Origin of the sequence: Micromonospora okii (assembly GCF_020884795.1) — a bacterium.
Classification (GTDB): Bacteria; Actinomycetota; Actinomycetes; order Mycobacteriales; family Micromonosporaceae; genus Micromonospora; species Micromonospora okii.
Genome location: NZ_BBZF01000015.1, coordinates 407727 through 432556, shown reverse-complemented (window position 1 = coordinate 432556; position 24830 = coordinate 407727). Strand labels below are relative to the sequence as shown.

Here is a 24830-nt window from a genome sequence, read left to right as displayed (position 1 = left end):
GGGCCTTCTGGCGTATCGGCGTGTCGGCCGCGCCGCTGCGCCCCCTCGCTCGCGTGTGGGCGGTGCGGGCGGGCCTTCCTGCGTGTCGGCTACGCCGGCAGGACCTTCTCGATGGCCGTGCGCAGCTCGGGGGAGTCCGGCGCGACGGTCGGGGCGAACCGGCCCGCCACCGTGCCGTCCGGCGCGACCAGGAACTTCTCGAAGTTCCACCGCACGTCGCCGGTGTGCCCCTCGGCGTCGGCCGTGGACACCAGGGCCGCGTAGAGCGGGTGCCGGGCCGGGCCGTTGACGTCGACCTTTTCGGTCAGCGGGAAGGTCACCCCGTAGTTGGCCCGGCAGAACTCGCCGATCTCGTCGGCGGTCCCCGGCTCCTGGCCCGCGAACTGGTTGCACGGCACGCCGAGCACCACCAGGCCCCGGTCGGCGTACGTGTCGGAGAGCGCCTGGAGCCCGGCGTACTGCGGGGTGAGCCCGCAGCGGGAGGCCACATTGACGACCAGCAGCGCCCTGCCCCGGTGGCGGGCGAGGTCGGCCGGGCCGCCGGACAGGGCGTCGATCTCGATGTCGAAGACGGTCATGGATCGAGGCTACCCAGGTGACCTCGTCCGCTGCGCCGCCCGCCGCGCCGGCGGGATTTCCTCACCATCGACGCATGTACATCTTGACGAAGTGGTGACGCCGTGAGTAGCGTCGCAGCAATCCTTTTGGAAAGTTTCCTAACTGTTTGGGGAGCGCTACATGAAGAGATCGTTCCGCCGGGCCCTCTGGGTCGGCGCCGTGGTCGCGGTGACCGCTGCCGCGGTCCCGGTGACCTCGGCGTTCGGTGCCGGCAGCTTGACCGCCACGTTCGCCAAGGCAGCGGACTGGGGGACCGGTCACGAGGGGCGGGTGACCATCAACAACGGCACCACGGCCAGCGCCGACTGGCGCATCGAGTTCGAGCTGCCGGCCGGCACCACGGTCAGCAGCTCCTGGGACGCCGAGGTCACCCGGAACGGCAACAAGTACGTCGCCGTGAAGAAGAGCTGGGGCGGCCCGCTCGCTCCCGGTGCCGCGTACACCTGGGGCTACAACGGCACCGGCGCGTACAAGGCGCCGCTGAACTGCACCATCAACGGCCAGCCGTGTGCCGGCGGGGTCACGCCGACCAGCGCTCCGCCCACCAGCGCCCCGCCGACCAGCGCGCCGCCGACCAGCGCCCCGCCCACCAGCGCTCCGCCGACCAGCGCTCCGCCCACCAGCGTCCCGCCGACCGGCGGCAAGAAGGTCGTCGGCTACTTCGCCGAGTGGGGCGTCTACGGCCGCAACTACCACGTGAAGAACATCCACACCAGCGGGTCCGCCGCGAAGCTGACCCACATCCTGTACGCCTTCGGCAACACCACCGGCGGCCGTTGCAGCATCGGTGACAGCTACGCCGACTACGAGAAGGCGTATACCGCCGCGGACAGCGTCGACGGCGTCGCCGACACCTGGGACCAGCCGCTGCGCGGCAGCTTCAACCAGCTCCGCAAGCTGAAGAAGATGTACCCGCACATCAAGGTCATCTACTCCATCGGTGGCTGGACCTGGTCCGCCGGCTTCACCCAGGCCGCGCAGAACCCGACCGCGTTCGCCGAGAGCTGCTACAACATGGTCGAGGACCCGCGCTGGGCCGACGTCTTCGACGGCATCGACGTGGACTGGGAGTACCCGAACGCCTGTGGCCTCACCTGCGACACCAGCGGCCCCAACGCGTTCAAGAACGTCGTCTCCGCGCTGCGCACCAAGTTCGGCTCCTCGGCGCTGGTCACCGCGGCGATCACCGCTGACGGCAGCAACGGCGGCAAGATCGACGCCACCGACTACGCCGGTGCGGCCCCGTACCTCAACTGGATCATGCCGATGACGTACGACTTCTTCGGCGCCTGGGCCGCGCAGGGCCCGACCGCCCCGCACTCGCCGCTGACCGCCTACCCGGGCATCCCCCAGGAGGGCTTCAACAGCGACGCCGCGATCCAGAAGCTCAAGAGCAAGGGCATCCCGTCCGAGAAGCTGCTGCTCGGCATCGGCTTCTACGGCCGCGGCTGGACCGGGGTCACCCAGGAGGCTCCGGGCGGCACCGCCACCGGCGCCGCCCCGGGCACCTACGAGGCTGGCATCGAGGACTACAAGGTCCTGAAGAACACCTGCCCGGCGACCAAGACCATCGCCGGTACGGCCTACGCCAAGTGCGGCAGCAACTGGTGGAGCTACGACACCCCGGCCACCATCGGCGGCAAGATGACGTACGCCAAGAACCAGGGTCTCGGCGGCGCGTTCTTCTGGGAGCTCTCCGGTGACACCACCAACGGCGAGCTGATCAGCGCCATGAAGGGCGGCCTCGGCTGAGCTAGCTGAGGGCTGACGCAACACCCCACCCGGCGGGGAGGGACCGTACCCGGTCCCTCCCCGCCGGCCTGCGTGTGTAAGGAAGGGCACCCTGTTAACGCTTTCGGTAGAGCAGGGGGCCCCTGTTAACACCCCCTGGTGTCCCCGCGCGGTTCCCGGCCCCGCCGCGGGCGTGCCGCGCGGGCGATGTGTCAGACTCGCGCATCGACGTGTCCCGCCTGCCGGGGCCGAGGGGAGGTACGGGATGGGCGTGACGAACTCCGGGGCGGCGCTGGTCGCGACGCTGGCGATCCTGCCGCTCGCCCTCCTCGGCTGCGGCAGCGGCGACGAGGAGGAGGCCGGACGCCCCGGCCGGGCGCCCGCCGAGGAGGCCGCCACGAAGTCCCGGGAGCGGGTCCAGGCGTACCTCGACGCGATGATCGCCAAGGACGTCGCGGCCGGGCGCAACCAGCTCTGCGCCCCCTCCCAGACGGGCTTCGAGTCCGCCGCGACCGGCCCGAACGGCGACTTCGCCGACCACTTCACCGTCTCCGAGGCCACCATCACCGACGTCCGTCCCGGCACGCGCGGGCAGGAGGTCAGCACGGAGATCACCGTGACCGCCGGCTCCCGCAAGGCGAGCCGTGCGCTGCTGTTCACGGTCACCCGCAGCGGCGCCGACTGGTGCGTCGCGGGGGAGGCTCCCGGCGGGCACACGCCCGCCCCGGCGGCCACCCCCTGACGGCTCCGCCCGGTCACTCCCACCCACCGGAACCGTCACCCTCGCCGCCCGGCCTGTCGGATGCTCGCCGTACGCTTTCTCTCATGCGCCATGAGTGGCACCGACTGAGCCATCCCGCGGTGGGCAGCCAGGTACTCCAGACCAGCCGCCCGACCGTCGACTCCGCCGAGGACGCCGCCCTCGGCCTGGACCGCTGGCGGGAACTGCCCCGCGCGCAGACCCCGCCGTGGACGAACCCGGCCGAGGTCGCCGAGGTCTGCAAGGTGCTCGACACCGTGCCCTCGGTCGTCGCGCCGTACGAGGTCGACCAGCTCCGCCGCAAGCTGGCCCTGGTCTGCGAGGGCAAGGCGTTCCTGCTCCAGGGCGGGGACTGCGCCGAGACCTTCGCCGACAACACCGAGAGCCACCTGCTGGCCAACGCCCGCACCCTGCTCCAGATGGCGATCGTGCTGACCTACGGCGCGTCCCTGCCGGTGGTCAAGGTCGCCCGGGTCGCCGGGCAGTACACCAAGCCCCGGTCGCTGCCCACCGACGCGCGGGGGCTGCCGGCCTACCGCGGTGACCTGATCAACTCGCTGGAGGCCACGCCGGAGGCCCGGGTCGCCGACCCGCAGCGCATGATCCGGGCGTACGCGAACTCGGCCGCCGCCATGAACATGCTCCGGGCGTACCTGGCCGGCGGGCTGGCCGACCTGCACGCCGTGCACGACTGGAACAAGGGCTTCGTCCGCAACTCCCCGGCCGGCGAGCGCTACGACGCCATCGCCCGGGAGATCGACCGGGCGCTGGCCTTCATCACCGCCTGCGGCATGACCGAGGACGAGGCGCTGCGCACCGTCACCCTCTACTGCTCCCACGAGGCCCTCGCCCTGGAGTACGACCGGGCGCTGACCCGGGTCTCCGGCAACCGCGCGTACGGCCTGTCCGGGCACTTCCTCTGGATCGGCGAGCGCACCCGGCAGATCGACGGCGCGCACATCGACTTCATCTCCCGCATCGCCAACCCGATCGGCGTGAAGCTCGGCCCGACCACCACCCCGGACGAGGCGATCGAGCTCTGCGAGAAGCTCAACCCGGAGAACGTCCCCGGCCGGCTCACCCTGATCAGCCGGATGGGCAACCACAAGGTCCGCGACGCCCTCCCGCCGATCGTGTCGAAGGTCACCGCCGCCGGCGCGAAGGTCGTCTGGCAGTGCGACCCGATGCACGGCAACACCCACGAGTCCTCCAACGGCTACAAGACCCGGCACTTCGACCGGATCGTCGACGAGGTGCTCGGCTACTTCGAGGTGCACCGGGGCCTGGAGACCCACCCGGGCGGCCTGCACGTCGAGCTGACCGGCGAGGACGTCACCGAGTGCCTCGGCGGCGCCCAGGGCATCGAGGACCTCGACCTGCCCGACCGGTACGAGACCGCCTGCGACCCCCGGCTGAACACCCAGCAGTCGCTGGAGTTGGCGTTCCTGGTGGCGGAGATGCTCCGTGGCTGACGCGAGGAGTGAGCTTGCGAGCCCCGCAGTCGGCGGCCGGAGGGATGATGGTGGCTGACGCGAGGAGTGAGCTTGCGAGCCCCGCAGTCGGCGGCCGGAGGGGATGACCGTGGCTGACGCTCTTGTCGACCTGCGTTCGGACACCGTGACCCGGCCCACCGCCGGGATGCGGGAGGCGATGGCCGCCGCCGAGGTCGGCGACGACGTCTACGGGGAGGACCCGACGGTCAACGCCCTCGAAGCCGAGGTCGCCGCGCTGTTCGGGCACGAGGCGGCGCTGTTCGCCCCGACCGGGTCGATGGCCAACCAGATCGCCCTGCAACTCGTGGTGCCGCCCGGTGACGAGCTGCTCTGCGACGCCGACGCGCACGTGGTCACGTACGAGATCGGCGCGGCGGCGGCGTACGGCGGGATCTCGTCGCGGACGTGGCCGGCGGTCGGCGCGGACATCGACCCGGACGTGGTGGCCCGCATGGTCCGCCCGGACGGCTACTTCGCGGTGCCGACCCGGGCCGTCGCCGTCGAGCAGACCCACAACCGGGGCGGCGGCGGGGTCATTCCCCTCGCCACCCTGCGCGAGCTGCGCCGGGTCGCCGACGACAACGGGCTGGCGCTGCACTGCGACGGGGCCCGGATCTGGCACGCGCACGTCGCCGACGGGGTGCCCCTCGCGACGTACGGCGCGCTGTTCGACACCCTGTCCGTCTGCCTCTCCAAGGGCCTCGGCGCGCCGGTCGGCTCCCTGGTCGTCGGCAGCGCCGAGCGGATCGCGCGGGCCCGGACGATCCGCAAGCGGATGGGCGGCGGGATGCGGCAGGCGGGCGTCCTCGCCGCCGCCGGCCGGTACGCCCTGGCCCACCACGTCGAGCGGCTCGCCGCCGACCACGCGAAGGCCGCCCGGCTGGCCGAGGCGGTCGCCCCGTTCGGGGTGCTCGCCACCGCCGTGCGCACGAACCTGGTCCCGCTGGACCTGAGCAAGTCCCCGCTGGACGCGCCGGGCCTGGCCGCCGCCGCCCGCGCGGAGGGCGTGCTGATCTCCGTCCTCGGCCCGCGCACCGCCCGCCTGGTCACCCACATGGACGTCGACGACGACGCCGTGGACCGGGCCGCCGCCGTCCTCACGACCATCCTCCGCGCCTGACCCCGGCCCTCACGCCCTGTCGTTCACTAGGGCCGGGTCAGCCACGTTGATCAAGAGGTTCGCGTCAGCCGCAGCCCCGACCCTGACGGAAACCTCTTGATCGACCCCTGGGTGGGGGCGGCAGGGGAGGGTCAGGGGAGGAGGCGGCGGAGGGTGGCTATGTCGGTGGCGTGGCCCACGTGCTTCTCCGTCGGGGTCTCCACCACGATCGGCACGCCCGCCGTGGCGGGATGGGCCATCAGCTCGGCGAACGCCGGCTCGCCGATGCTGCCCTTGCCGATGTTCTCGTGCCGGTCCCGGGTGGAGCCGCACAGGTCCTTCGAGTCGTTGGCGTGCACCAGCCGCAGCCGGCCCGGCCCCACCGTCGCCACCAGCGCGTCCAGGCAGGCCGTCATCCCGCCCTCGGCGGCCAGGTCGTGCCCGGCCGCCCAGGCGTGGCAGGTGTCGAAGCACACGCCCAGTGCCGGGTGCCGGTCCACCGCGTCGAGGTAGGGGCCGAGCTGCTCCACCCGGGAGGCCAGCGACCGGCCGCCACCCGCGCTCGGCTCGACCAGCAGCAGCGGGCCGTCCTCGGCGGCGGTGGCGTCCAGCAGCGGCAGCAGCGACTCGCGCACCTGCCGCATGGCGGCGTCGGCGTGCCCCGCGTCGACCGCGCTGCCGGCGTGGAACACCACGCCCCGCGCGCCGATCGCCCGGCCCCGGCGCAGCGCGTGGGCCAGGGTCTCCGCCGACCGCTCGACCGTCGCCGGGGTGGGGGAGCCCAGGTTCACCAGCAGCGACGCGTGGATGAAGACCGCGACGCCGCGCTCGGCGCAGCCGTGGCGGAACAGCCCGTCCTGGGCCGGGTCGCCCGGGGGCAGCGCCCAGCCCCGGGAGTTGGACACGTAGACCTGGACCACCTCGGAGCCGGCCGCGTCGACGTACGGCAGGGCGGCCCTCGCCAGCCCACCCGAGGTGGGGGTGTGCGAGCCGACCGGGCGGTGCGCTGCGGGCGTCGTCATGCCTACAGACATCCGAGGGTGACCTGGGTGCCCGGGTTGACCTGGGAGTTCTCCCCCGGGCTCTGGAACCGGACGGTGGCGTTGGGGTTGAACTGCACGTTCACCGGGAAGCCCTGGCTCTCCAACTGCTGCTTGGCCTGCTGGCAGGGCAGACCGATCACCCGCGGCACGACGACCTGCGGCGGGCCCTTGCTGACGCCGAGCTTGACCTGGGCGCCCCGCTCCACGCCGGTGCCCTGGCCCGGGCTCTGGTCGAGGACCTCGTCGCGCGGCTTCTCCGAGTCCTTGTACGTCTCCACCGGCACCAGGCCGAGCTGGGACAGGGCGGCCCGGGCGTCGGTGAGGCTCTTGCCGATCAGGTTGGGCACCGAGATCGGCGCCTTGCCCCTGCTCAGGACGACCGTCACCTTTTCGCCGGGCTTGACCTCGGTGCCGACCTTCGGGTCGGTCTCCAGCACCACGCCCTCGGGCAGGTTGTCGTCGTACCGGGCGTTGCCCTTGGCCACCACCAGCTCGGCGTTGCGCAGGTCCTCCTCGGCCAGCTCGAACTCCTTGCCCACCACGTCCGGCACCGACACCCGTTCCGGCCCCAGCGACAGGGTGAGGGTGATCGTGCCGCCCTTGACGATCCGCTCGGCGGCAGCCGGATCCTGTGCGACCACGTCGTCGCGCTTGACCTTGTCGTCGTGGCGGGGCTTGGCGTACTGCAGGACGAAGCCACCCCGGCTGGCCTGCGCCTCCGCCTCGGCCTTGCTGAGGCTGACCAGCTCGGGGGCCACCGTGTACCGGCCCAGCCCGAACCACCAGCCGAGCGCCACGACCAGGCCGAGCATCACCACGGCCGCCAGGACACCCCTGCGGCCACGCGGGTCGGCCATGACCCGCCTACGCAGCGCGCCGAGCCGGGCCAGCGGCCCGTCGCCCTCCGGCACGGACCGGCGTCGGTGCGGGCGCTGCGGCTCCTTGGCCGCCTCGGGCAGCCGCGCCCAGGCCGGGCGCTCGACCGGCTGGACCGCCGCGACCACCATGGTCGGCTGCGCCACGCTGGCGGGGTCGGCCAGCGTGCGCAGGACGGTGGTGTGCGTGTTGGCGCTGCCCAGCTCGTCGCGGACCGCCTGCACCTCGGTCAGCAGGGCGGCGGCGTCGGCCGGGCGGGCGGCCGGGTCGCGGCGGGTGGCGCGGGCCACGAGGTCGTCGAGGCCCCGGGGCAGCCCCGGCACCAGCGTCGAGGGGGCCGGCACGTCCCGGTCGACGTGCTGCCAGGCGACGTCCACCGGCCGGTCACCCTCGTACGGCACCCGGCCGGTGAGCATCTCGAACAGCACGATCCCGGCCGAGTAGACGTCGGTGCGGGTGTCGGAGCGCCCCTCGGTGACCAGCTCCGGCGCGACGTACGCCACGGTGGCCATGAGCTGGTTGCCCTGCTCCTCCTCCGCGCTGGCCTCCACGGCCCGGGCCAGCCCGAAGTCGGCGACCTTGACGACGCTGTCGACCAGGCTCGCCGGGCCGCCGGTGGGCGCCTCGGCGACCAGCACGTTCTCCGGCTTGACGTCGCGGTGCACCAGCCCGGAGCGGTGCGCGGCGGCGATCGCGGCGAGCATCTGCTCCATGATCGCCAGCGCCTCGTCGGGGTTGAGGCGCCGCCGCTCGGCGAGGACCTCCCGCAGCGTCCGGCCCCGCACGTACTCCATCACCAGGTACGGCAGGCCGGCGTGGGTGCCCTGGTCGTAGACCGCCACGACGTTCGGGTGGGTCAGGCGGGCGATGGTCTTCGCCTCGTCGGTGAACCGCTCCAGGAACCCGGCGGCGCGGGTCCGCGCCTCGGTGGCCTGGGTCGGGTGAATGATCTTGACCGCCACGGTGCGCTCCAGGCGCTCGTCGGTGGCGGTGTACACGGTCGCCATGCCGCCGCGAGCCACGCGACCGCGGATGCGGTAGCGCTCGTCGATCAGCGAGCCCAGCAACGTGTCGGCGACCTGTGTGTCCATCGGCAGGCAGTCTATGTGTCCAGAGGGCGGGGGATGAACAGGATGCTACAGCCGGGGGCCGACAGCCCGGTCACGAGCGGTTTCCGGCGGCGCGGGGGGTGCCCCTCGCCGTCTCCGCCCGGGGCGTGGCAGGGTGATCGGGTGACCGACTCCGTACCCTCCGACCAGGCCGCCTCCGGCGCAGACCCCGCCGACCAGGCCGCCTCCGGCGCAGACCCCGCCGACCAGGCCGCCTCCGGCGCCGAGCACGCCGGCGCCACCGAGTGGCTGACCCTGCCGGACGTCGCCGAGCGCCTCGACCTGACGATCAGCAAGGTCCACCAGATGATCCGGGAGCGGGAGCTGCTGGCCGTACGCCGCGACGGCGTCCGCCGGATCCCCGCCGACCTGGTGGCCAACCGCACCGTGCTCAAGCACCTGCCCGGCGTGCTCACGCTGCTGGCCGACGCCGGCTACGACGACGAGGCCGCGATGCGCTGGCTCTACGAGCCGGATGCCACCCTGTCCGGTGGCACCCCGGCCGCCACGCTCGGCGGCGACCACGCCCGCGAGGTCAAGCGCCGCGCCCAGGCGCTCGGCTTCTGACCGTACCCCCGGACCCGACACCATGTCGGCGACGTGGCGGGGATCCCCGGCGTGGAACCCCGCGATGTCGCCGACATGGAGTCGACCATGTAACCCGGCCCGGCCGACCTCGGACCGGGCCGAGGAACGCGGTGACGGGACCCGGCTGAGGGGCGCGGTGACGGGCCCGGCCGAGGGGCGCGGTCGTGGTGCCGGCCGGGGAGCTCAGTCGGCGCGGCGGGTGGCGGCGATGGCGAGGTCGACCAGGGACTGGCGGGCCTCGGTCTCCAGGTCGACGGTGGCCAGCGCGGCGAGCGCCGCGTCGGTCAGCGCGGCGATCCGCTCCTCGGTCCGGGCCAGCGCCCCGGTCGAGGTGATCAGCTCGCGCAGCCGGGCCACGCCCCCGGCGTCCAGGTCGGGGTCGCCGAGCCGGCCGAGCAGCAGCTCCCGGCCGGCGTCGTCGGTCGCCTCCACGGCCGCCGCGACGAGGTACGTCCGCTTCCCCTCGCGCAGGTCGTCGCCGGCCGGCTTGCCGGTCTGCGCCGGGTCGCCGAAGACGCCCAGCACGTCGTCGCGGAGCTGGAACGCCTCGCCCAGCGGCAGCCCGTACGCCGAGTAGGCCGCCCGGACGTCCGCCGGCGCGTCGGCCAGCGCCGCGCCCAGCAACAGCGGGCGCTCGACGGTGTACTTGGCCGACTTGTACCGGGCCACCTTGCTGGCCCGCTCCACCGAGGTGTCCCCGGTGACCTGGGTGAGCACGTCGAGGTACTGCCCGACGGTGACCTCGCTGCGCATCTCGTCGAAGACCGGGCGGGCCCGGGCGACGACGCGCGGGTCCAGCCCGGCTGAGTGCAGCAGATCGTCGGACCAGACCAGGCAGAGGTCGCCGAGCAGGATCGCCGCCGCGTCGCCGAACCCGTCGGCGTCCCCGCCCCAGCCGGCCGCCCGGTGCCGGGCGGCGAAGCGGCGGTGCACCGCCGGCTCACCCCGTCGGGTGTCCGAGCGGTCCATCAGGTCGTCGTGGATGAGCGCGCTGGCCTGCACGAACTCCAGCGCGGACAGGGCGGTCACCACCTGGTCCGCGTCGCCCCCGCCCGCGCCCCGGAAACCCCAATACGCGAAGGCCGGGCGCAGCCGCTTGCCGCCACCCAGCACGAACGCCTCGATCGCCTCGGCCACCGGCATCAGCGCGTCGTCGACGGTCGCCATCCAGGCGCGCTGGCCGGCGAGGAAGTCGGTGAGGGCCTTGTCGACGCGTTGGCGCAGGCCGGCGCGGTCGATGGGGGATACGGGAGCAGCGTGGGTCACGCCCCGACGCTAGCCGGTCCCCCCGGGACCTACGCCATCAGCGCCCCGTGGCGCGCCGGAGCGGCCCGACCGTGGCCGGCCCCGGCCCGGCCGCCGTCCGGCGGGCGACCACCCCCCGACGAGCGCAGGCCGCCGGGCGTCCGCTTCGCCGCGGGGGTGAGGGGTGATGTGGAGCCGGGCCGAAAACATCTACAGTTATCTCTGATAGCGCTCCCACGCGTCCTGTGCCGGGCGCGTCGGGTGCCCTCCGAGCCACCACGACGGCCGCCCCGATCGGCCCGACGACGTGCGGCAGGCACTGCCGCCGGCCGCCTCGGGAGGACCGTCCGGCTCCTGACACTGGAGGAGGACCATGTCTGCCCTCGAAAGGTCTCCATCGATCGCGCCGCCGCCCTCGCGGCGGCGGGGGTGGTTGCCGCAGCTCGTCGCCGCCGGCCTGACGGCGGTGCTGCTCGGTGTCGCCGCCGCGGCGGTGGTGTCGACGCCCGCCGCGGCGGCGACGGTCGACACGAGCGCGTGGTACGTGTTGGTCAACCGCAACAGCGGCAAGGCCCTGGACGTGTACAACCTGGCGACGAATGACGGTGCCCGGATCGTGCAGTGGGCCCGGAACAACGGCCACCAGCAGCAGTGGCAGTTCGTCGACTCGGGCGGCGGCTACTACCGGCTGCGGTCGCGGCTGTCGGGCAAGGTGCTGGACGTCTACAACTGGTCGGTCGCCAACGGCGCCGGCATCGTGCAGTGGACCGACGCGAACGGGGCCAACCAGCAGTTCCGGTTGGCCGACTCCGACGGTGGTCACGTCCGGCTGGTCAACCGGAACAGCAACAAGGTGGTCGAGGTGCAGGGTGCCTCGACCGCCGACGGCGGGAGCATCGTGCAGTACGACGACTGGAACGGCGCCAACCAGCAGTGGCAACTCGTCCGCGTCGACGGCGGGACCGCCCCCACCACCCCACCCCCGTCGGGCACCTGTGACCTTCCCTCGTCGTACCGCTGGACGTCGACGGGTGCGTTGGCGCAGCCGAGGCCGGGTTGGGTCTCGCTGAAGGACTTCACGGTCGCGCCGTACAACGGCCGGCAGCTCGTCTACGCGACGACGCACGACACGGGAACGACGTGGGGCTCGATGAACTTCGGCCTCTTCACGAACTGGTCGGAGATGGCCTCGGCCAGCCAGAACGCCATGTCCTCCGCCGCCGTCGCGCCCACGCTGTTCTACTTCGCGCCGAGGAACGTCTGGGTGTTGGCGTACCAGTGGGGTGGGCCCGCCTTCTCCTACCGGACGTCGAGCGACCCCACCAACCCGAACGGATGGTCCGCGCCGCAGACGCTCTTCTCGGGCAGCATCTCCGATTCCGGCACGGGGCCGATCGACCAGGCGCTCATCGGCGACGGTACGAACATGTACCTCTTCTTCGCCGGAGACAACGGCAGGATCTACCGGGCCAGTATGCCCATCGGGAACTTCCCGGGCAGCTTCGGCACCTCGTACACGACGATCATGAGCGACACGACCAACAACCTGTTCGAGGCCGTCCAGGTCTACAAGGTCCAGGGCCGCAGCCAGTACCTGATGATCGTCGAGGCGATCGGCTCCCAGGGTCGCTACTTCCGCTCGTTCACGGCCACCAGCCTGAACGGCTCGTGGACCCCGCAGGCCACCAGCGAGAGCAACCCCTTCGCCGGCAAGGCCAACAGCGGCGCCACCTGGACCAACGACATCAGCCACGGCGAGCTGCTGCGCACCGACCCCGACCAGACCATGACCATCGACCCCTGCAACCTGCGGTTCCTCTACCAGGGCCGGTCTCCCGACTCCGGCGGCGACTACGGGCTCCTGCCGTACCGGCCGGGCCTGCTGACCCTGCGGCGCTGACGGCGTACGCGGAACCAGCCCGGCGGGCCGGGACCAGCGGCGACGGCCCGGAACCAGGACCGGGCGGACGGAACACCAACGGCGGGCTCGGCGTGGGCCGAGCCCGCCGCAGGCCCGCGACCGGACTTCGCCCGGAAGCCGACGACCGCCACCAGACCGGGCGTGGCGTCAGGTGGGCAGGCGGGGTCGGTGGCCCCCTCGGACGGGGTGGGTGGCGCGTCGGGGAGGGCGGCGTGCCGGCTTACCGCCGGGTCGTGGGCGAGCCGGACCGGCCGGCGGCGGGCGTCGGCGCGCCCGCCGACTGTGCCGGGCGGCCTCGGCCAGCAGCTCGACCGGCACGGCGAGGACCACGGCCAGCCACCCCCGCCAGAAGCCTCCGGGCACCCGGACCTGCCGCTCCCAGCGGGACACCTCGTGCCGGGTCAGGGTGGGCACGCCCGAGGCGGCGCACAGCTCGGCGGCGAGGAGCTGCTGGCTGCGGCCCCGGGCCCGCCGGAGCCGGGCGAGCAGCGGCCCGAGCGGCTCCGGGCCGGGGGACGTGGGCGGCGTCATCGGTCCTCCCTGAGGTCGGCGCGAGGCGGCGCGGACCCCGCCCCGCACGGGCGGGACCGGCGCGCCGCCGGTCGGTGCTGACCCCGCGCGGGCCCCCGGGAGCCGGCTCCGGCCGGCCCCGTCCGCGCTGCCCACCTGTCTACCCCCGGGGTACGACGATCTGCCCGTCCGGGTCGAGAGCCGCTGGTCATCGGCTCGTGGAGCGACCGAGGTGGCGATCACGTCACGTGGGAAGTGCTGGGGGTGGCGCGCCCCGACCGCTACAGTTCAGGCGTGGCGCTCGGTCTTCCCTCGGTCCTCCCCAATCCGCAGCCGGCGATCGGGGAGCTGATCCGCGACCGCCAGCCGACGTTCTCGTTCGAGTTCTTCCCCCCGAAGACCGCGCAGGGCGAGCGGCTGCTCTGGCAGGCGATCCGCGAGCTGGAGTCGCTGCGCCCGTCGTTCGTGTCGATCACGTACGGGGCCGGCGGCTCGACCCGGGACACCACGGTCGCGGTGACCGAGCGGATCGCCACCGAGACGACCCTGCTGCCGATGGCGCACCTCACCGCCGTCAACCACTCCGTCGCCGAGCTGCGCAACGTCATCGGCCGGCTGGCCGGTGTCGGGGTGCGCAACGTGCTGGCGGTGCGGGGCGACCCGCCCGGCAACCCGGGCGGCGAATGGGTCCGCCACCCGGAGGGCGTGCTCTACGCGGAGGATCTGGTCCGGCTGGTCCGCGAGGCCGGTGACTTCAGCGTCGGGGTCGCCGCGTTCCCGTACAAGCACCCTCGCTCGCCGGACGTGGCCAGCGACACGGCGCACTTCGTGCGCAAGTGCCGGGCCGGCGCCGAGTTCGCGATCACCCAGATGTTCTTCGACGCCGACGACTACCTGCGGCTGCGGGACCGGGTGGCGGCGGCCGGCTGCGACACCCCGATCCTGGCCGGGGTGATGCCGGTGACCCAGATGAGCACCATCGAGCGCTCGGTGCAGCTCTCCGGGGCGCCCTTCCCGCCGGCCCTGGCCGCCCGGTTCGCCGAGGTCGCCGACGACCCGGAGGCGGTCCGCCGGCTCGGCATCGAGCAGGCCGCCGAGATGTGCCGCCGGTTGCTCGACGAGGGGATCCCCGGCATCCACTTCATCACCCTCAACCGGTCCACCGCGACGCGCGAGGTCTGGCAGCAGTTGCGGATCGACGCGCGGGTGTGACCCCCGTGGCGCGACACCGCCACGCCGGTGCGACGGTTTATCCGTGGTGGGCACTCAGCTGAACTGGGACGAGTACGCGACGGCGTGGGCGCGGCTGCACGGGGGCTTCGACCCCCGGGTGGCGGCCCCGGTGGTCCGCGCCTGGCTGCGCTTCGCCTACCACGTCGGGTACGTGCTGGGCCGGCTGCGGGTCGGTCCGACCGCCGTCACCGTGGCGGGGGTGCTGCTCTGCCTCTGCGTGCCGCTGTTCGCCGTCCGGCCGGTGAACGGGCCGATCATCGGGGCGCTGTTCGTGCTGGCCGCCTCGGTGGCTGACAGCGTCGACGGCGCGGTGGCGGTGGCCACGAACCGCACCACCCGGCTCGGCTACGTCTACGACTCGCTCGCCGACCGGCTCGGCGAGGTCGCCTGGCTGGCCGCGTTCTGGCTGCTGGGCGCGCCGGGCGCGCTGGTCGCCACCGCCGGCGGGCTGTCCTGGCTGCACGAGTACGTCCGGGCGCGCGCCGTCTCGGCCGGGATGCGGGAGATCGGCGCGGTGACCGTGGGGGAGCGCCCCACCCGGGTCTGCGTGGCCCTGCTCGGGCTGCTGCTGGCCGGCCTGGCGGGGCTGATCGACCCGGACCTGATCGCCGGCACCATCACCATGGCCACGGCGGTCTGGGTGCTGCTGGCCGGCTTCGGCCTGGGCCAGCTCCTCTCCGCAGTCCGCCGCGCCCTCGCCGACACCCCCTGACCGCGCCGGCCTACTCCCAGGCCGGGCCGATCTCGTCGGCGACGATCTGGGCGGAGAGCGTCACCATCGGCAGGCCGCCGCCCGGGTGGGCGGAGCCGCCCACCAGCCACAGGCCGGCCGCCGGCCCCCGGTTGGCGGGGCGGAGCAGCCCGCCGGCCGTGCCGTAGATCGCCCCGCCGGGCGAACCCGTGGCGGCGTCCAGGTCCGCCGGGGTGCGGGTCTCGCGGAACACCAGCCGGTCCCGCACGTCCACGCCCCGCTCGGCGAGCACGTCGAGGACCCGGTCGGCGTACGCGTCGGCCAGCCCCGGGCGACGCCAGTCCACCGCTCCGGCGGCGGTGCCGTGGCGGGGGGCGTTGACCAGCACGAACCACGCCTCGTGCCCCTCCGGGCGCACCGCCGGGTCGTCGGCCACGGTGACGAAGACCGTCGGGTCGGTGGCGGGGCGGGCCCGCACGCCCCGCCCGGGGCGGCCGAACACCGCGTCGAACTCGGCGTCGTAGTCGCGCGGGAAGAACACGTTGTGGTGGGCCAGGCCGGAGTCGCCGGCCACGCCGAGCAGCAGCACGAAACCGGCGAGGCTGCGGTCGGTGAGCCCGGCCAGTCGGTGGGGGCTGGGCAGCAGGTCCCGGTAGAGGGTCAGCGCGTCCACGTTCGCCACCACCACGTCGGCGGGCACGGGCGCGGCGACGCCGGCGAGGCGTACCCCGTGCACCCGGCCGCCCGCGGCGTCGATCCGGGTGACCGCGGCGCCCGTGCGCACGACCACGCCGAGGTCCTGGCAGCGGGTCAGCAGCGCGTCGGCGAGGGTACCCAGCCCGCCGCGCAGGTACCAGCCGCCGAAGGCCAGCTCGGCGTAGGGCACGGCGACCAGCGCGGCGGGGGCCCGGCGCGGGTCCGCGCCGGTGTACGTGGCGTACCGGTCGAGCAGCATCCGCAGCCGGGGGTCGGACAGGTACCGGCGGCCCAGTCCGCGCAGGCTCCGGCCCGGGGCGATGGCGGCCAGGTCGCCCAGCCGCCAGGCCAGCGCCGCGAGGTCCAGCGGGGAGCCGACGGCCCGGCGCAGGACGTCGGCGTGCGAGGCGTCCCAGACCCGGGCGGCCCGCCGCCACAGCCGCTGCCAGTCGGCGGCGGCCCGGTCGCCGAACGCCGCGCCGATGCGGGCGGCGAACTCGGCCGGGTCGGCGCACGAGTCGAGCGCGGGGCCGCCGCCGGGGAAGACGTGCCGGACGATCGGGTCCAGCGGGACCAGGTCCAGGTATTCGTCGAGCTTCGCCCCGGTGGCCTCGAACAGGTCGTGGAAGACCTCCGGCAGGGTGAGCAGGCTCGGCCCGGTGTCGAAGCGGAACGCCCCGGCGGGGGTGTCGTGGACGTACCGGCCGAGCTTGCCGCCGACCGTGTCGGCCCGCTCGAAGACCGTGACCTGGTGGCCGGTGGCGGCGAGCCGGGCGGCCGTGGCCAGCCCGCCCACCCCGGCGCCGACGACCGCGATCCGCGCCATGTCGTGCCCCTCCTAGCTGACCGGACGGCCGCGCCAGGACAGGCGTCGCCGCTTCCGCAGATGGTACGACCGCAGGGTCAGCCAACCGAGGACCACGACCGATACGGGGTGGCCGAGCGCGTCGGGCCACCACCGGCCGCCGGTCGCCCGGGCGGTGACCGCCCGCCCGGCCGCCCCCAGCAGGTAGGCGAGCGTGGCCAGGGCCGCCACCGGCCACGCGCCCACCGCGAGGGCGGCCAGCGCGACCAGCGGGGGAGCGGTGTAGAGCAGGAGCAGCACGGCCATCACGGCCGCCGCCGCGACCGGGTGGCCGAACGAGGCCCACAGCGACTTCGAGTAGCCGTCGCGCAGCTCCGGCCAGTCGGCGTACATCCGGCAGGCGGCCAGCCGGGAGCCGTCGGCGAGGGCGATCCGCCCGCCGGAGCGCTTGACCGCCCGGGCCAGCTCGATGTCCTCCAGAATCTTGGCGCGCACGGCGGCGTGCCCGCCGGCCGCGTCGTACCCGGCCCGGTCCACCACGAGGAACTGCCCGCCGGCGGCGGCCAGCGACGGCCGCGCCGAGCGCTCCATCGCCCGCAGCGGCAGGAAGGTCAGCCACAACCACTGCAACAGCGGCTGCACCAGCCGGTCGGCCGCCGTCGCCACCACGATCCGGGGGTACGGCGACAGCAGCGTCGCCCGCGCGGCGCGCAGCTCGGCGACCGCCGCCGCCACCGCGTACGGGGCGAGGACCACGTCGGCGTCGACGAAGGCCAGCGCGGTGGCGGTCGGGTCGGCCCGGGTGGCGAGCTGGTGGCAGGCGTGCGGCTTGCCCAGCCAGCCCGACGGCGGGGCGACCCCGCTGAGCAGGGTGACCCGGGGGTCGTCGCCGGCCACCGCGCGCACCACGTCGGCGGTGCCGTCGGTCGAGCCGTCGTCGAGCACCACGATCCGCAGGCCGGGCACGCCCCGCTGGGCGAGCAGCGCCCGCAGGCACGGGGTGACCCGGGCGGCCTCGTCGCGCAGCGGCAGCAGCACCGCGACGGTCTCGGCGACCTCGACGGGCCCGTCGGCGGGGCGGCGCAGCCAGCGGGTGGCGTTGACCCAGGTGTGGGCGGTGAGCGCGGTGACGGCCGCGACCAGCAGCAGGACGCCGGTCATGCGGTGGTGTCGGCCGTCCGGCGCGGGCGGTGGTCCCGGTCCCGACGCTCCCGGCGGTCCCGCCCGAGGGCCAGGGCCAGCGGCACGGCGGTCGCCGCCATGCCGGCCGCGCCCCAGGCCGCCGACGCGGGCAGGCCGAGGAAGACGGCGTGGGCCAGGATGCTGGAGAAGTACGTCCACAGGTAGAGCGTGAACATCGGCGCGTCCCCGGGGCCGGCGCGGCCGGCGGCCGGCCCGGCCAGCGGGCGCAGCGCCGACATCAGCAGCACGGCGAAGAGCAGCCAGCCGAGGTAGTTGCTGACCGGGACGCCGGGCAGGCCGGGCAGCGCCGGGGTGGCGTCCCGCCACGCCCAGTATCCCTCGGCGACCATCTGCGGGTCGAGGAAGAGGTCCCAGGTGGCCAGCCCGACGGTGGCCAGCGCCACCCGGGCCGGCCCGGAGGAGGTGAGCCGGACCGCCGCCAGCCAGGCCGGCCAGGCCATCCACGTCCAGGCCAGCGGGATGATCAGCGGCACCCCGGCCAGCTTCGGGCCCAGCTCGCCGGAGTAGTCGTAGCTGCCGAACGGGAAGCCGGTGGCCACGCCGAGGGCCTCGATCGCGAAGCCGCCGCCGGTGGCCACCGCGACCAGCGCCGCCGCCGTGCGCGGGCCCCGGGTCAGCAGGGCGTGGCCGACCGAGAGCAGGTACCCCAGAACGACGGTGGCCACGGTCAGCCCGGCCCGGGTGGCGCCGCCGGTCAGCGGGTAGCAGACCTGGGCCAGCACCAGCGCGCCCAGCCCGACCCAGGGCAGCAGGCTGCCCGGCCCCGGCACCGGGGGCCGCCCGCCGCCCCGCCCCGGCACCCGGGGCCGCCCGCCGCCCGGCCCCGTCCGGGGCTGCGGGGCGTCCAGCCCCGGCCGCCGGCCGTGGGTCACGGCGCGGCCGGCCCCGAGGCGGCCGGTCCCTGGGTGGAGGCCGCCCGGCCCGCCGGGGCCTGCGGGGCGAGCGGCAGGTCCCGGCCGAGGATGCCGAACGCGCGCTCGTCGCCGGGGAAGCGGAAGTGGCGCAGCACGTCGACGAAGCCGAACCGGCGGTACAGCCGCCAGGCCCGGGAGCGCTGCTCGTCGGCCTCCGGGGTGGAGAGCAGCGTGGTGCTGGCCTCGGCCAGGCTGAGCAGGGCGGTGAGCTGCCGACCGCCCAGGCCGTGCCCCTGCGCGGGCGGCCGGACGTGCAGCTCGACCACCTCGAAGCAGTCGACGAGCCAGCGCCGGCGGGCCTCGCCGTCCAGGGCCCGGTGCACCTGGTCGTGCCACCACTGGCCGGGGGCGCCGAGGTAGCCGTACCCGAAGCCGGCCAGGTGCCCCTCGGAGGTGAGGCTGGCGACGGCGCGGAAGCCGGGCCGGCGGACGTGGGTGGCCATGTAGCCGCGCCGGGCGTCCAGCAGGTCCGTGCGGTAGTTCATCGCCTCGCCGTAGACCGCCACCACGTCGTCCAGCCGCCGGACCAGATCGTCCGGCGTCCAGCGCACCAACCTCATGCCCGACCACCCCTCGCCGTTCCCGCGTCGCCGTCCTCGGCGACCCAACCCAGCACCGACCGGTCGCCGACCACGTCGCGCACCTCGAACCGCGCGAAGAGTTCCTCCGCGTACCACCCCTCCGTGGGGGTGCGCGTGATCGCGGCGCGGTGCTCGGGGTGACGGTACGCGAACGCGACGAGGTCCGCCGGGGCGCGCCACACGCTGACCGTGCCCTGCCAGCCGAGCGGGGCCTCGCCGACGCCGAACCGGGCGAGCAGGCCGGGCGCGGCGTGCAGGGCGGCCGCCACCGGCGGCACCGCCCGCCAGAAGGTGACCGCCCGGCGGGGCCGCAGCCGGGCGCGGGTCAGCGCCAGCACCGGCCCGTCGACCCGGCCGCCGGTCGGCTCGCCGAACGGCCGTCGCCCGGACCACTCGCCCCGGCTGGTCAGCGGGCGCAGGTCCAGCCGGACGGAGGAGCGGGCGAGGCGGGCCCAGGACCGGCCCACCGGCGAGTCGTCGAAGCCGGCCGCGTGGGCCGGGGAGTCCCAGGCGGCCAGCGCGGCCCAGCGGGTCAGGTCGGCGTCGCCGGGGCCGAAGCCGGTCCCCGTTCCGGTGCCGAGCAGCTTGCCGAACCGCACCCCGGCGGTGCGGCGCAGCCGCGCCGGGTGCGCCGCCATCCGGGCCAGCGCGCCGGGCAGCCCCGACCGGCCGATCCGCCAGACGTGCAGCGTGACCAGCTCGGGGACGCCGTTCACGCGACCTCGGTCGGGGTGCCGGCGGTGATGCGGAGCAACTCCGCGTACGTGGTGGGGAAGACCGCCTGGGGCACCCCGCCGGCCGCCCAGACCTCGTCGTACCCGGCGAGGGCGGCGTCGACCAGGGTGCGCAGCGGTGCGGGGTGGCCGAGCGGGGCGACCCCGCCGATCACCTGGCCGGTGTGTTGCCGGACGAACTCCGGGGTGGCCCGGCGCAGGCGGGTGACGCCGAGGGACGCGGCCAGGCCGGCGGTGTCCACCCGGTGCGCCCCGGAGGTGAGCACCAGCAGCGGCGCGTCGTCGGCGGCGAAGACCAGCGAGTTGGCGATCGCGCCGACGGTCACGCCGAGCGCCTCGGCCGCCGCGGCGGCGGTGTGCGCTGCCGAGGGGAGCAGGCGGATCTCGCTGGGGCGGCCGGAGCCGTCGCGCGCGCCCGCGGCGTCGAGGGCCTCGCGCACGGCCCGCACGTTCGGGTGTGACTGCATGCCGCCCATTCTCCCCGCCGCCGGTGCGCCGGCCGAGGCCGTATCCGCCCCGTCATTCCCACCAGTCCGCCACCCAGAAGTACGAGAACGGCGTCTTGTCGTCGGTGCCCCGGTAGTCTCCCTCCCCGCCGAACTGCATCCCCCGGGTGTTCAGGGCCTTGAAGCAGATGTCGCGGCAGACGTTGCGCACCACGCCGCCGAACGCGACGACCTCGTTCGGCCGGAGCCCGTTGACGACGATCTCCTCCGCGTGCCCGACCCCCGGCACGAACTCCTCCAGCCCGTCGCGCAGGGCCCAGGCCCCGGGCCGGGTGGAGGGCGGCCCGCCCGCCGGGGCGTTGACCGCGACGCGCAGCGTCCAGGTCCGGGCCCTGGTGTCGAAGACGCCGATCACCGCCGTGGTGGTGTTCGCCTGGTTGCTCAGCAGCGCGTGCAGCTCCGCGGCCCGGTCCCGCGCCCCGACGGCCGCCGCCTCCGCCGACTCCCCGCCGTGGGGGAAGGGAGCCTCGGCCACGGGCTCGACCTTCGGCGCGGACGCCCCCGGCACCTCCCGTATCCCGCTGACGGTGATCCTCCGGTTGCCGATGACGTGGGCCGGGCCGCCCCGGCGGACGGCCTCGTGGAAGGCCCGCCGCTGCTCCGTCGACCCCCGCGCGGGGTCGACGACCTCCAGGGCGGTGTAGGTCCCGTCGCGGTTGCGTTCCAGGCCGTCGACGACGTGGTACGGCCGCAGGGCGCCGGCCTCGTCGCCGGTGGCCCGGGCGACGGCCTCCGGCGGGAGCAGCACCCCGACGGGCCGGGTGTCGACCTCGGTGTTGCGGGTCCTGGCGTACTGCCGCAGGGCCGAGACCCGGGGCGACGGCGAGGCGCTGTCGCCGCCGTCGGCGGCGGGCCTCGCGCCGACCGGGTCGGTCAACCGGCCGACGTCACCGCCGCCGAGCGACCGGACGGTCACCAGCGGCCGGCGGCTGTTCTGCTTGACCAGCGCGGAGACGCTGTCCCGCAGCAGCTCCCGGCGTTCGGCCGTCAGCGTCGCGCGCTGCTCGTCGAGGGCCTCCTGCCGCTCCTCCAGCTTCCGCTGCTCCCTCTTGATCGCCTCGCCGTCGGACGCGATCGCCTGGGCCTGCTGCTTCAGCCGCCGCTGCTCGGCGTTGAGCGACCGCGCCTGGGCGTTGAGCGCGTCGGCGACGCGCGGCGGCGCGCCCCGGGGATAGGCGGCCACCTGGGCGTTGTGCGCCCGGATCCGCTGGCGGTTGCGGTCGAGTTGGTCGAGCACCGCCTTGGAGCGCTGGTTGTACGTCCTGACCCGCCCGTCCAGGGACCTCTCCCGGGCCGCGAGGTCCCGTTCGCGGCCCGACCGGGCCGACAGCCGATCGTCGAACGTCCTGATCCGCGCGTTGAGCTCCGCCGGGTACAGGCTGTTCGGCGCGAGCGGCAGGACCACGGCAGCCGCCGCGCCGTCCGGGGCGGCAGCCGCCGGCCCTGCCCCCAGCGGCAGGGCCAGGACCATGGCCAGGACCAGCGCCGCCAGCCGCCGGATGCGCCCCGCGACCACGGGGATCACCCCTCGACCCGGGTGGCGAGCAGGTCACCGATCCTCGCGGCGGCGGCCCGACCGTCGCCGGCCTGGCAGACCGCGGCCTGGACGAGCGACCTGTCTCTCAGCCGTGCCGCGCGGTGGCAGGCCCAGCCGTCGCCCGCGTCCTGGGTGGCCGTCCACCCCAGCGCGTCGGGGGTCGACGCGTCGACCCGGTAGGACCACGTCGAGGTGTCCTCGTTCCGGTCGGTCCGCACCGCCCGCGCGCACGCCCGGAGGCCGTCGGTCAGGATCCGGAACGCCTTGGCCGCCTGCCCGGCGTCGGCGTACCTCCCGACGACCTGGGTCACGACGTGCGCGGTCGCCTCGCGCGACTCCTGGTGGGTGACCGACAGGAAGGCCGTCCACGACCGCCCGTAGACCGCCCGGGTCGCCGGGCCGACGGCCACCTCGCAGGGGAGCGGGTCGGCGGCCAGCGCGGGCGCGGGTTCCCCCGCCCGGGTCTCGGCGGCCAGGGTGACCCCGACGATCCTGCTGACCTCCTCCGCGTCGAGCACGCTGGCCTGCACCGTCCCGGGCACGGCGTGCGACCGGGTGACGGCGTGCCACACCCACCATCCGACCCCGGCCAGCAGCACCGCGGCGGCGACGGCGGCGACGCCGGCGATCAGCAGGACGCGCCGGGCCAGCGGGGGAATGGGCCGGGACAGCAGGGGGCGGGGCGGTCCACCCGGGGGCGGGCCGGCCGGGTTGACGTACGTCGGGGGTGGGCCGGCCGGGCCGGTGTCGTGCGGTCCGGGCGCTGCCGGGGGGATGCCGGGGTGCGGTGCCTGGGTCATGGGCCACCTCGTCACGGACGGACGACGGCAGGCAGGGACGCCGTGGGCGCGACTCGTCATCCTCGCCGCCCCGACAGCCGCCGATGCGCGGGAATCGATGTGTTGAGGGGTAATGATGCCCGTCCGCCGGGGGCCCGGTCCAGGAAGTGTCCCGAACCCGAACCTGGGGGCGGGTGGCCTCAGCGGGCGGTGACGCCGACGACGTCGGGCGCGGGCGGGGCGGTCGTCCTCGGCACGGTGATCCGGGCCGTCTCGGCCAGGGCCACCCCGAGCAGCACCAGCGCGCCGCCGCCGAGCTGGGCGGCGTTGAGCGTCTCGCCGGCGCCGAGGACCGCCCAGGCGACCGCCGCGGCGAGCACCGGCTCCACCATGCCGATGATCCCGACGCTGGTCGCCGGCAGGTGCCGCATCGCACCCGCCACCAGCATGAACGGCGCGACCGCGCCGAGCAGCACCACGTACCCGCAGAGCAGGGCGACCGGCACGCCGTTGGTGCTCGCGGTCAGCGGCTCCCAGCTCCCGGCGCCGGCGGTGAGCGCCTGGGTGAGCAGCCCGGCCACGGCGGACGCGCCGAACGCCCACGTGCACAGCGACAGGGTGTCGCGCCTGCGCACCCCGTGCTCGCCGAGCACGTAGTAGAAGGCCAGGAAGACCGCCGCGCCGAGGCCGGCGAGCACGCCGAGGCCGTCCAGCTTCAGCTCGCCCCACACCTCGGCCACGCAGCCCAGCCCGGCGAGGCTCAACACCAGGCCGGCCCAGAGCCGGGGGCGGACCCGGTGCCGCTGGCCGAACCGGGCCCAGAGGGCGATCAGCAGCGGGGCGGAGTACTCGAACAGCAGGCCGATGCCGACCGGCAGCCGGGAGATGGCGACGAGGTAGAGCATCGGCACCAGGAAGAAGCCGGTCAGGCCGTACCCGACCAGCAGCGGGAGCTGCCGGGCGGTGATCCGCAGCCGGCGTACGCCCGGGCGCAGCACGGCGCTCAGCACCAGCAGGACGGCGACGGCGCCGAGGGCGCGCAGCAGGGTGAGCTGCGGGGCGTTCAGGCCGGCCCGCAGCACCAGCTTGGAGACCGTGCCGTTGACGGCGAACAGGGCTCCCGAGCCGAGCACCATGGCGACACCGAGGGCGGGGCGGGGAGTCGTCACGAGCAGAGGTTAGCCGTCGATCGGTCAGGAGCGAAAGGGCTTGGGCTCGTTACCCGCCCGGCATCCCGGTCGTCGTCGGGGTGGACCGCCGTCGCCGCGACCGGCTCGGGGCGCGCCACACGTTGCGTTTTCGTCGGGAGGGGGGTGTACTGTCAGCAGTGGTTAGAACGAGTGTACGATTGTCTCGTACACTCGTTCCAACAGTCCGGGGTGGTGTTTCGCGGCGCCGGCCCCGGGCGGTGCGGCTTCGCGGGCCGCACCTGGGCGCCGGGCAGTCGCGAGCCCGGTCCCGTCAGGCAGGAGCGTCGCCCGCCGCCCACGACCCCCGGGCGGCGGGCGACGAACCCGCCGGTACGCCGGCCGGGTGTGGTGTGGGGAAGCGTCCACACCCGGCCGGCCCCACCCGGTGCGTCTTCCTCCGCACCACCCGACCCGGCCCGTGTCGGCGGCTCGCCCCGCCGCGCCCGGTCCCGGCCCGAGTGGAGGAGACAGCCCATGCCGACCAACCCGGCTCTGCCACCGACGGTGCCGGCACACGTGCTGCCGCACCGCACCCCGGCCCAGCTTCTCGCGGTGTCCCGGCACGGGCTGGTCGAGGCCGCCCGCACCCGCCCCGACGGGCTGCGCTACGCCACCGCCCACCTGGCCGCGCTCCGCGCCGCCGCGGCCCTGCTCGCCGCCCGCGCCCGGCCCGCGCCGACCCGCCGCCACCGGATCACCAGCGTCTGGGTCCTGCTCTCCACCGTCGCCCCCGAGCTCGACGAGTGGGCGGCGTTCTTCGCCGCCGCCGCCGGCAAGCGCGCCGCCGCCGAGGCCGGCATCCCCCGGGTGGTCAGCGCCCGCGAGGCCGACGACCTGCTCCGGGCCGCCGAGCAGTTCGTGGCCGTGGTGGAGACGTCCCTCGGGTTGGCCCACCAGCCACCGCTGGACGGCCTCGCCGCCTGAGCCAGCCGCCCGGCGACGGGCACCGGGCACGCAGGCGCAGAGAG

23 protein-coding genes are annotated in these 24830 nt (G+C 75.1%); 9 read left to right on the top strand and 14 right to left on the bottom strand.

Annotation, left to right across the window (positions count from 1 at the left end; genetic code table 11):
• Positions 1 to 89: 89 nt before the first annotated feature.
• Positions 90 to 578, bottom strand: a complete 489-nt coding sequence (locus tag LPU43_RS11410) for a glutathione peroxidase (RefSeq protein WP_229400250.1) — start codon at positions 576 to 578, stop codon at positions 90 to 92.
• A 160-nt stretch (positions 579 to 738) separates the two neighbouring features.
• Between LPU43_RS11410 and LPU43_RS11405 the strand changes: the two genes are divergently transcribed.
• The 4 genes from LPU43_RS11405 to LPU43_RS11390 all read left to right on the top strand — a co-directional run bounded on the left by LPU43_RS11405 (position 739) and on the right by LPU43_RS11390 (position 5722).
• Positions 739 to 2370, top strand: a complete 1632-nt coding sequence (locus LPU43_RS11405; protein WP_229400249.1) for a glycosyl hydrolase family 18 protein — start codon at positions 739 to 741, stop codon at positions 2368 to 2370.
• A 244-nt stretch (positions 2371 to 2614) separates the two neighbouring features.
• The gene (locus LPU43_RS11400; RefSeq protein WP_229400248.1) at positions 2615 to 3091 is read left to right on the top strand and encodes a hypothetical protein; all 477 of its coding nucleotides are present in this window, start codon (positions 2615 to 2617) and stop codon (positions 3089 to 3091) included.
• Positions 3092 to 3174: 83 nt separating this feature from the next.
• Positions 3175 to 4581: a class II 3-deoxy-7-phosphoheptulonate synthase gene (locus LPU43_RS11395; protein WP_229400247.1), complete on the top strand. Its 1407-nt coding sequence runs from the start codon at positions 3175 to 3177 to the stop codon at positions 4579 to 4581.
• Between the two features lie 103 nt (positions 4582 to 4684).
• Positions 4685 to 5722: a threonine aldolase family protein gene (locus tag LPU43_RS11390; protein WP_229400246.1), complete on the top strand. Its 1038-nt coding sequence runs from the start codon at positions 4685 to 4687 to the stop codon at positions 5720 to 5722.
• A gap of 131 nt (positions 5723 to 5853) precedes the next feature.
• On the opposite strand, the gene LPU43_RS11385 is transcribed toward LPU43_RS11390, so the two are convergent.
• A complete protein-coding gene (locus LPU43_RS11385) occupies positions 5854 to 6723 on the bottom strand; it encodes a deoxyribonuclease IV (protein WP_229400244.1) in 870 nt (289 codons plus the stop codon).
• Positions 6724 to 6725: 2 nt separating this feature from the next.
• Positions 6726 to 8711: a Stk1 family PASTA domain-containing Ser/Thr kinase gene (gene pknB / locus LPU43_RS11380; RefSeq protein WP_229400243.1), complete on the bottom strand. Its 1986-nt coding sequence runs from the start codon at positions 8709 to 8711 to the stop codon at positions 6726 to 6728.
• A 141-nt stretch (positions 8712 to 8852) separates the two neighbouring features.
• Between pknB and LPU43_RS11375 the strand changes: the two genes are divergently transcribed.
• Positions 8853 to 9296: an Rv2175c family DNA-binding protein gene (locus LPU43_RS11375; protein WP_373321688.1), complete on the top strand. Its 444-nt coding sequence runs from the start codon at positions 8853 to 8855 to the stop codon at positions 9294 to 9296.
• A 204-nt stretch (positions 9297 to 9500) separates the two neighbouring features.
• On the opposite strand, the gene LPU43_RS11370 is transcribed toward LPU43_RS11375, so the two are convergent.
• Positions 9501 to 10583 (bottom strand): polyprenyl synthetase family protein, encoded by a 1083-nt coding sequence (locus tag LPU43_RS11370; protein WP_229400242.1) that lies wholly within the window; start codon positions 10581 to 10583, stop codon positions 9501 to 9503.
• A gap of 352 nt (positions 10584 to 10935) precedes the next feature.
• Here LPU43_RS11370 and LPU43_RS11365 point away from each other — a divergent pair, with 352 nt between their 5' ends.
• Positions 10936 to 12462, top strand: a complete 1527-nt coding sequence (locus tag LPU43_RS11365) for a non-reducing end alpha-L-arabinofuranosidase family hydrolase (RefSeq protein ID WP_229400240.1) — start codon at positions 10936 to 10938, stop codon at positions 12460 to 12462.
• 168 nt (positions 12463 to 12630) lie between these two features.
• On the opposite strand, the gene LPU43_RS11360 is transcribed toward LPU43_RS11365, so the two are convergent.
• On the bottom strand, positions 12631 to 13014 hold the full coding sequence (locus LPU43_RS11360) for a helix-turn-helix domain-containing protein (RefSeq protein ID WP_229400238.1): 384 nt from the start codon (positions 13012 to 13014) through the stop codon (positions 12631 to 12633).
• A 273-nt stretch (positions 13015 to 13287) separates the two neighbouring features.
• On the opposite strand from LPU43_RS11360, the gene metF reads away from it, so the two are divergent.
• Positions 13288 to 14205 (top strand): methylenetetrahydrofolate reductase [NAD(P)H], encoded by a 918-nt coding sequence (gene metF, locus LPU43_RS11355; protein WP_229400237.1) that lies wholly within the window; start codon positions 13288 to 13290, stop codon positions 14203 to 14205.
• Between the two features lie 43 nt (positions 14206 to 14248).
• Complete coding sequence (locus LPU43_RS11350; RefSeq protein WP_229400236.1) at positions 14249 to 14938, top strand: CDP-alcohol phosphatidyltransferase family protein; 690 nt, start codon at positions 14249 to 14251, stop codon at positions 14936 to 14938.
• Between the two features lie 10 nt (positions 14939 to 14948).
• Here the strand turns inward: LPU43_RS11350 and LPU43_RS11345 are convergent, their stop codons facing one another.
• From LPU43_RS11345 to LPU43_RS11305, 9 genes are all read right to left on the bottom strand, one after another.
• On the bottom strand, positions 14949 to 16439 hold the full coding sequence (locus tag LPU43_RS11345) for a phytoene desaturase family protein (RefSeq protein ID WP_229400235.1): 1491 nt from the start codon (positions 16437 to 16439) through the stop codon (positions 14949 to 14951).
• Positions 16440 to 16451: 12 nt separating this feature from the next.
• Entirely contained in the window at positions 16452 to 17579 is a 1128-nt protein-coding gene (locus tag LPU43_RS11340; RefSeq protein WP_229400234.1) for a glycosyltransferase family 2 protein, read from the bottom strand.
• Entirely contained in the window at positions 17576 to 18421 is an 846-nt protein-coding gene (locus LPU43_RS11335; RefSeq protein WP_373321696.1) for a carotenoid biosynthesis protein, read from the bottom strand. Before LPU43_RS11335 ends, LPU43_RS11340 begins: the two co-directional genes overlap by 4 nt.
• Before the next feature lie 68 nt (positions 18422 to 18489).
• Positions 18490 to 19095, bottom strand: a complete 606-nt coding sequence (locus LPU43_RS11330; RefSeq protein WP_229400233.1) for a GNAT family N-acetyltransferase — start codon at positions 19093 to 19095, stop codon at positions 18490 to 18492.
• On the bottom strand, positions 19092 to 19832 hold the full coding sequence (locus LPU43_RS11325) for a monooxygenase (RefSeq protein ID WP_229400232.1): 741 nt from the start codon (positions 19830 to 19832) through the stop codon (positions 19092 to 19094). The genes LPU43_RS11330 and LPU43_RS11325 overlap by 4 nt, the downstream gene beginning before the upstream one ends.
• Positions 19829 to 20317: a YbaK/EbsC family protein gene (locus tag LPU43_RS11320; protein WP_229400231.1), complete on the bottom strand. Its 489-nt coding sequence runs from the start codon at positions 20315 to 20317 to the stop codon at positions 19829 to 19831. The genes LPU43_RS11325 and LPU43_RS11320 overlap by 4 nt, the downstream gene beginning before the upstream one ends.
• Positions 20318 to 20369: 52 nt before the next feature.
• Entirely contained in the window at positions 20370 to 21881 is a 1512-nt protein-coding gene (locus LPU43_RS11315) for a coiled-coil domain-containing protein (protein WP_229400230.1), read from the bottom strand.
• The gene (locus LPU43_RS11310; RefSeq protein WP_229400229.1) at positions 21878 to 22693 is read right to left on the bottom strand and encodes a sensor domain-containing protein; all 816 of its coding nucleotides are present in this window, start codon (positions 22691 to 22693) and stop codon (positions 21878 to 21880) included. Before LPU43_RS11310 ends, LPU43_RS11315 begins: the two co-directional genes overlap by 4 nt.
• A gap of 179 nt (positions 22694 to 22872) precedes the next feature.
• Positions 22873 to 23841, bottom strand: a complete 969-nt coding sequence (locus tag LPU43_RS11305; RefSeq protein ID WP_229400228.1) for an EamA family transporter — start codon at positions 23839 to 23841, stop codon at positions 22873 to 22875.
• Between the two features lie 495 nt (positions 23842 to 24336).
• Between LPU43_RS11305 and LPU43_RS11300 the strand changes: the two genes are divergently transcribed.
• Positions 24337 to 24786: an SAV_6107 family HEPN domain-containing protein gene (locus tag LPU43_RS11300; RefSeq protein ID WP_229400227.1), complete on the top strand. Its 450-nt coding sequence runs from the start codon at positions 24337 to 24339 to the stop codon at positions 24784 to 24786.
• The last annotated feature ends 44 nt before the right edge of the window (positions 24787 to 24830 follow it).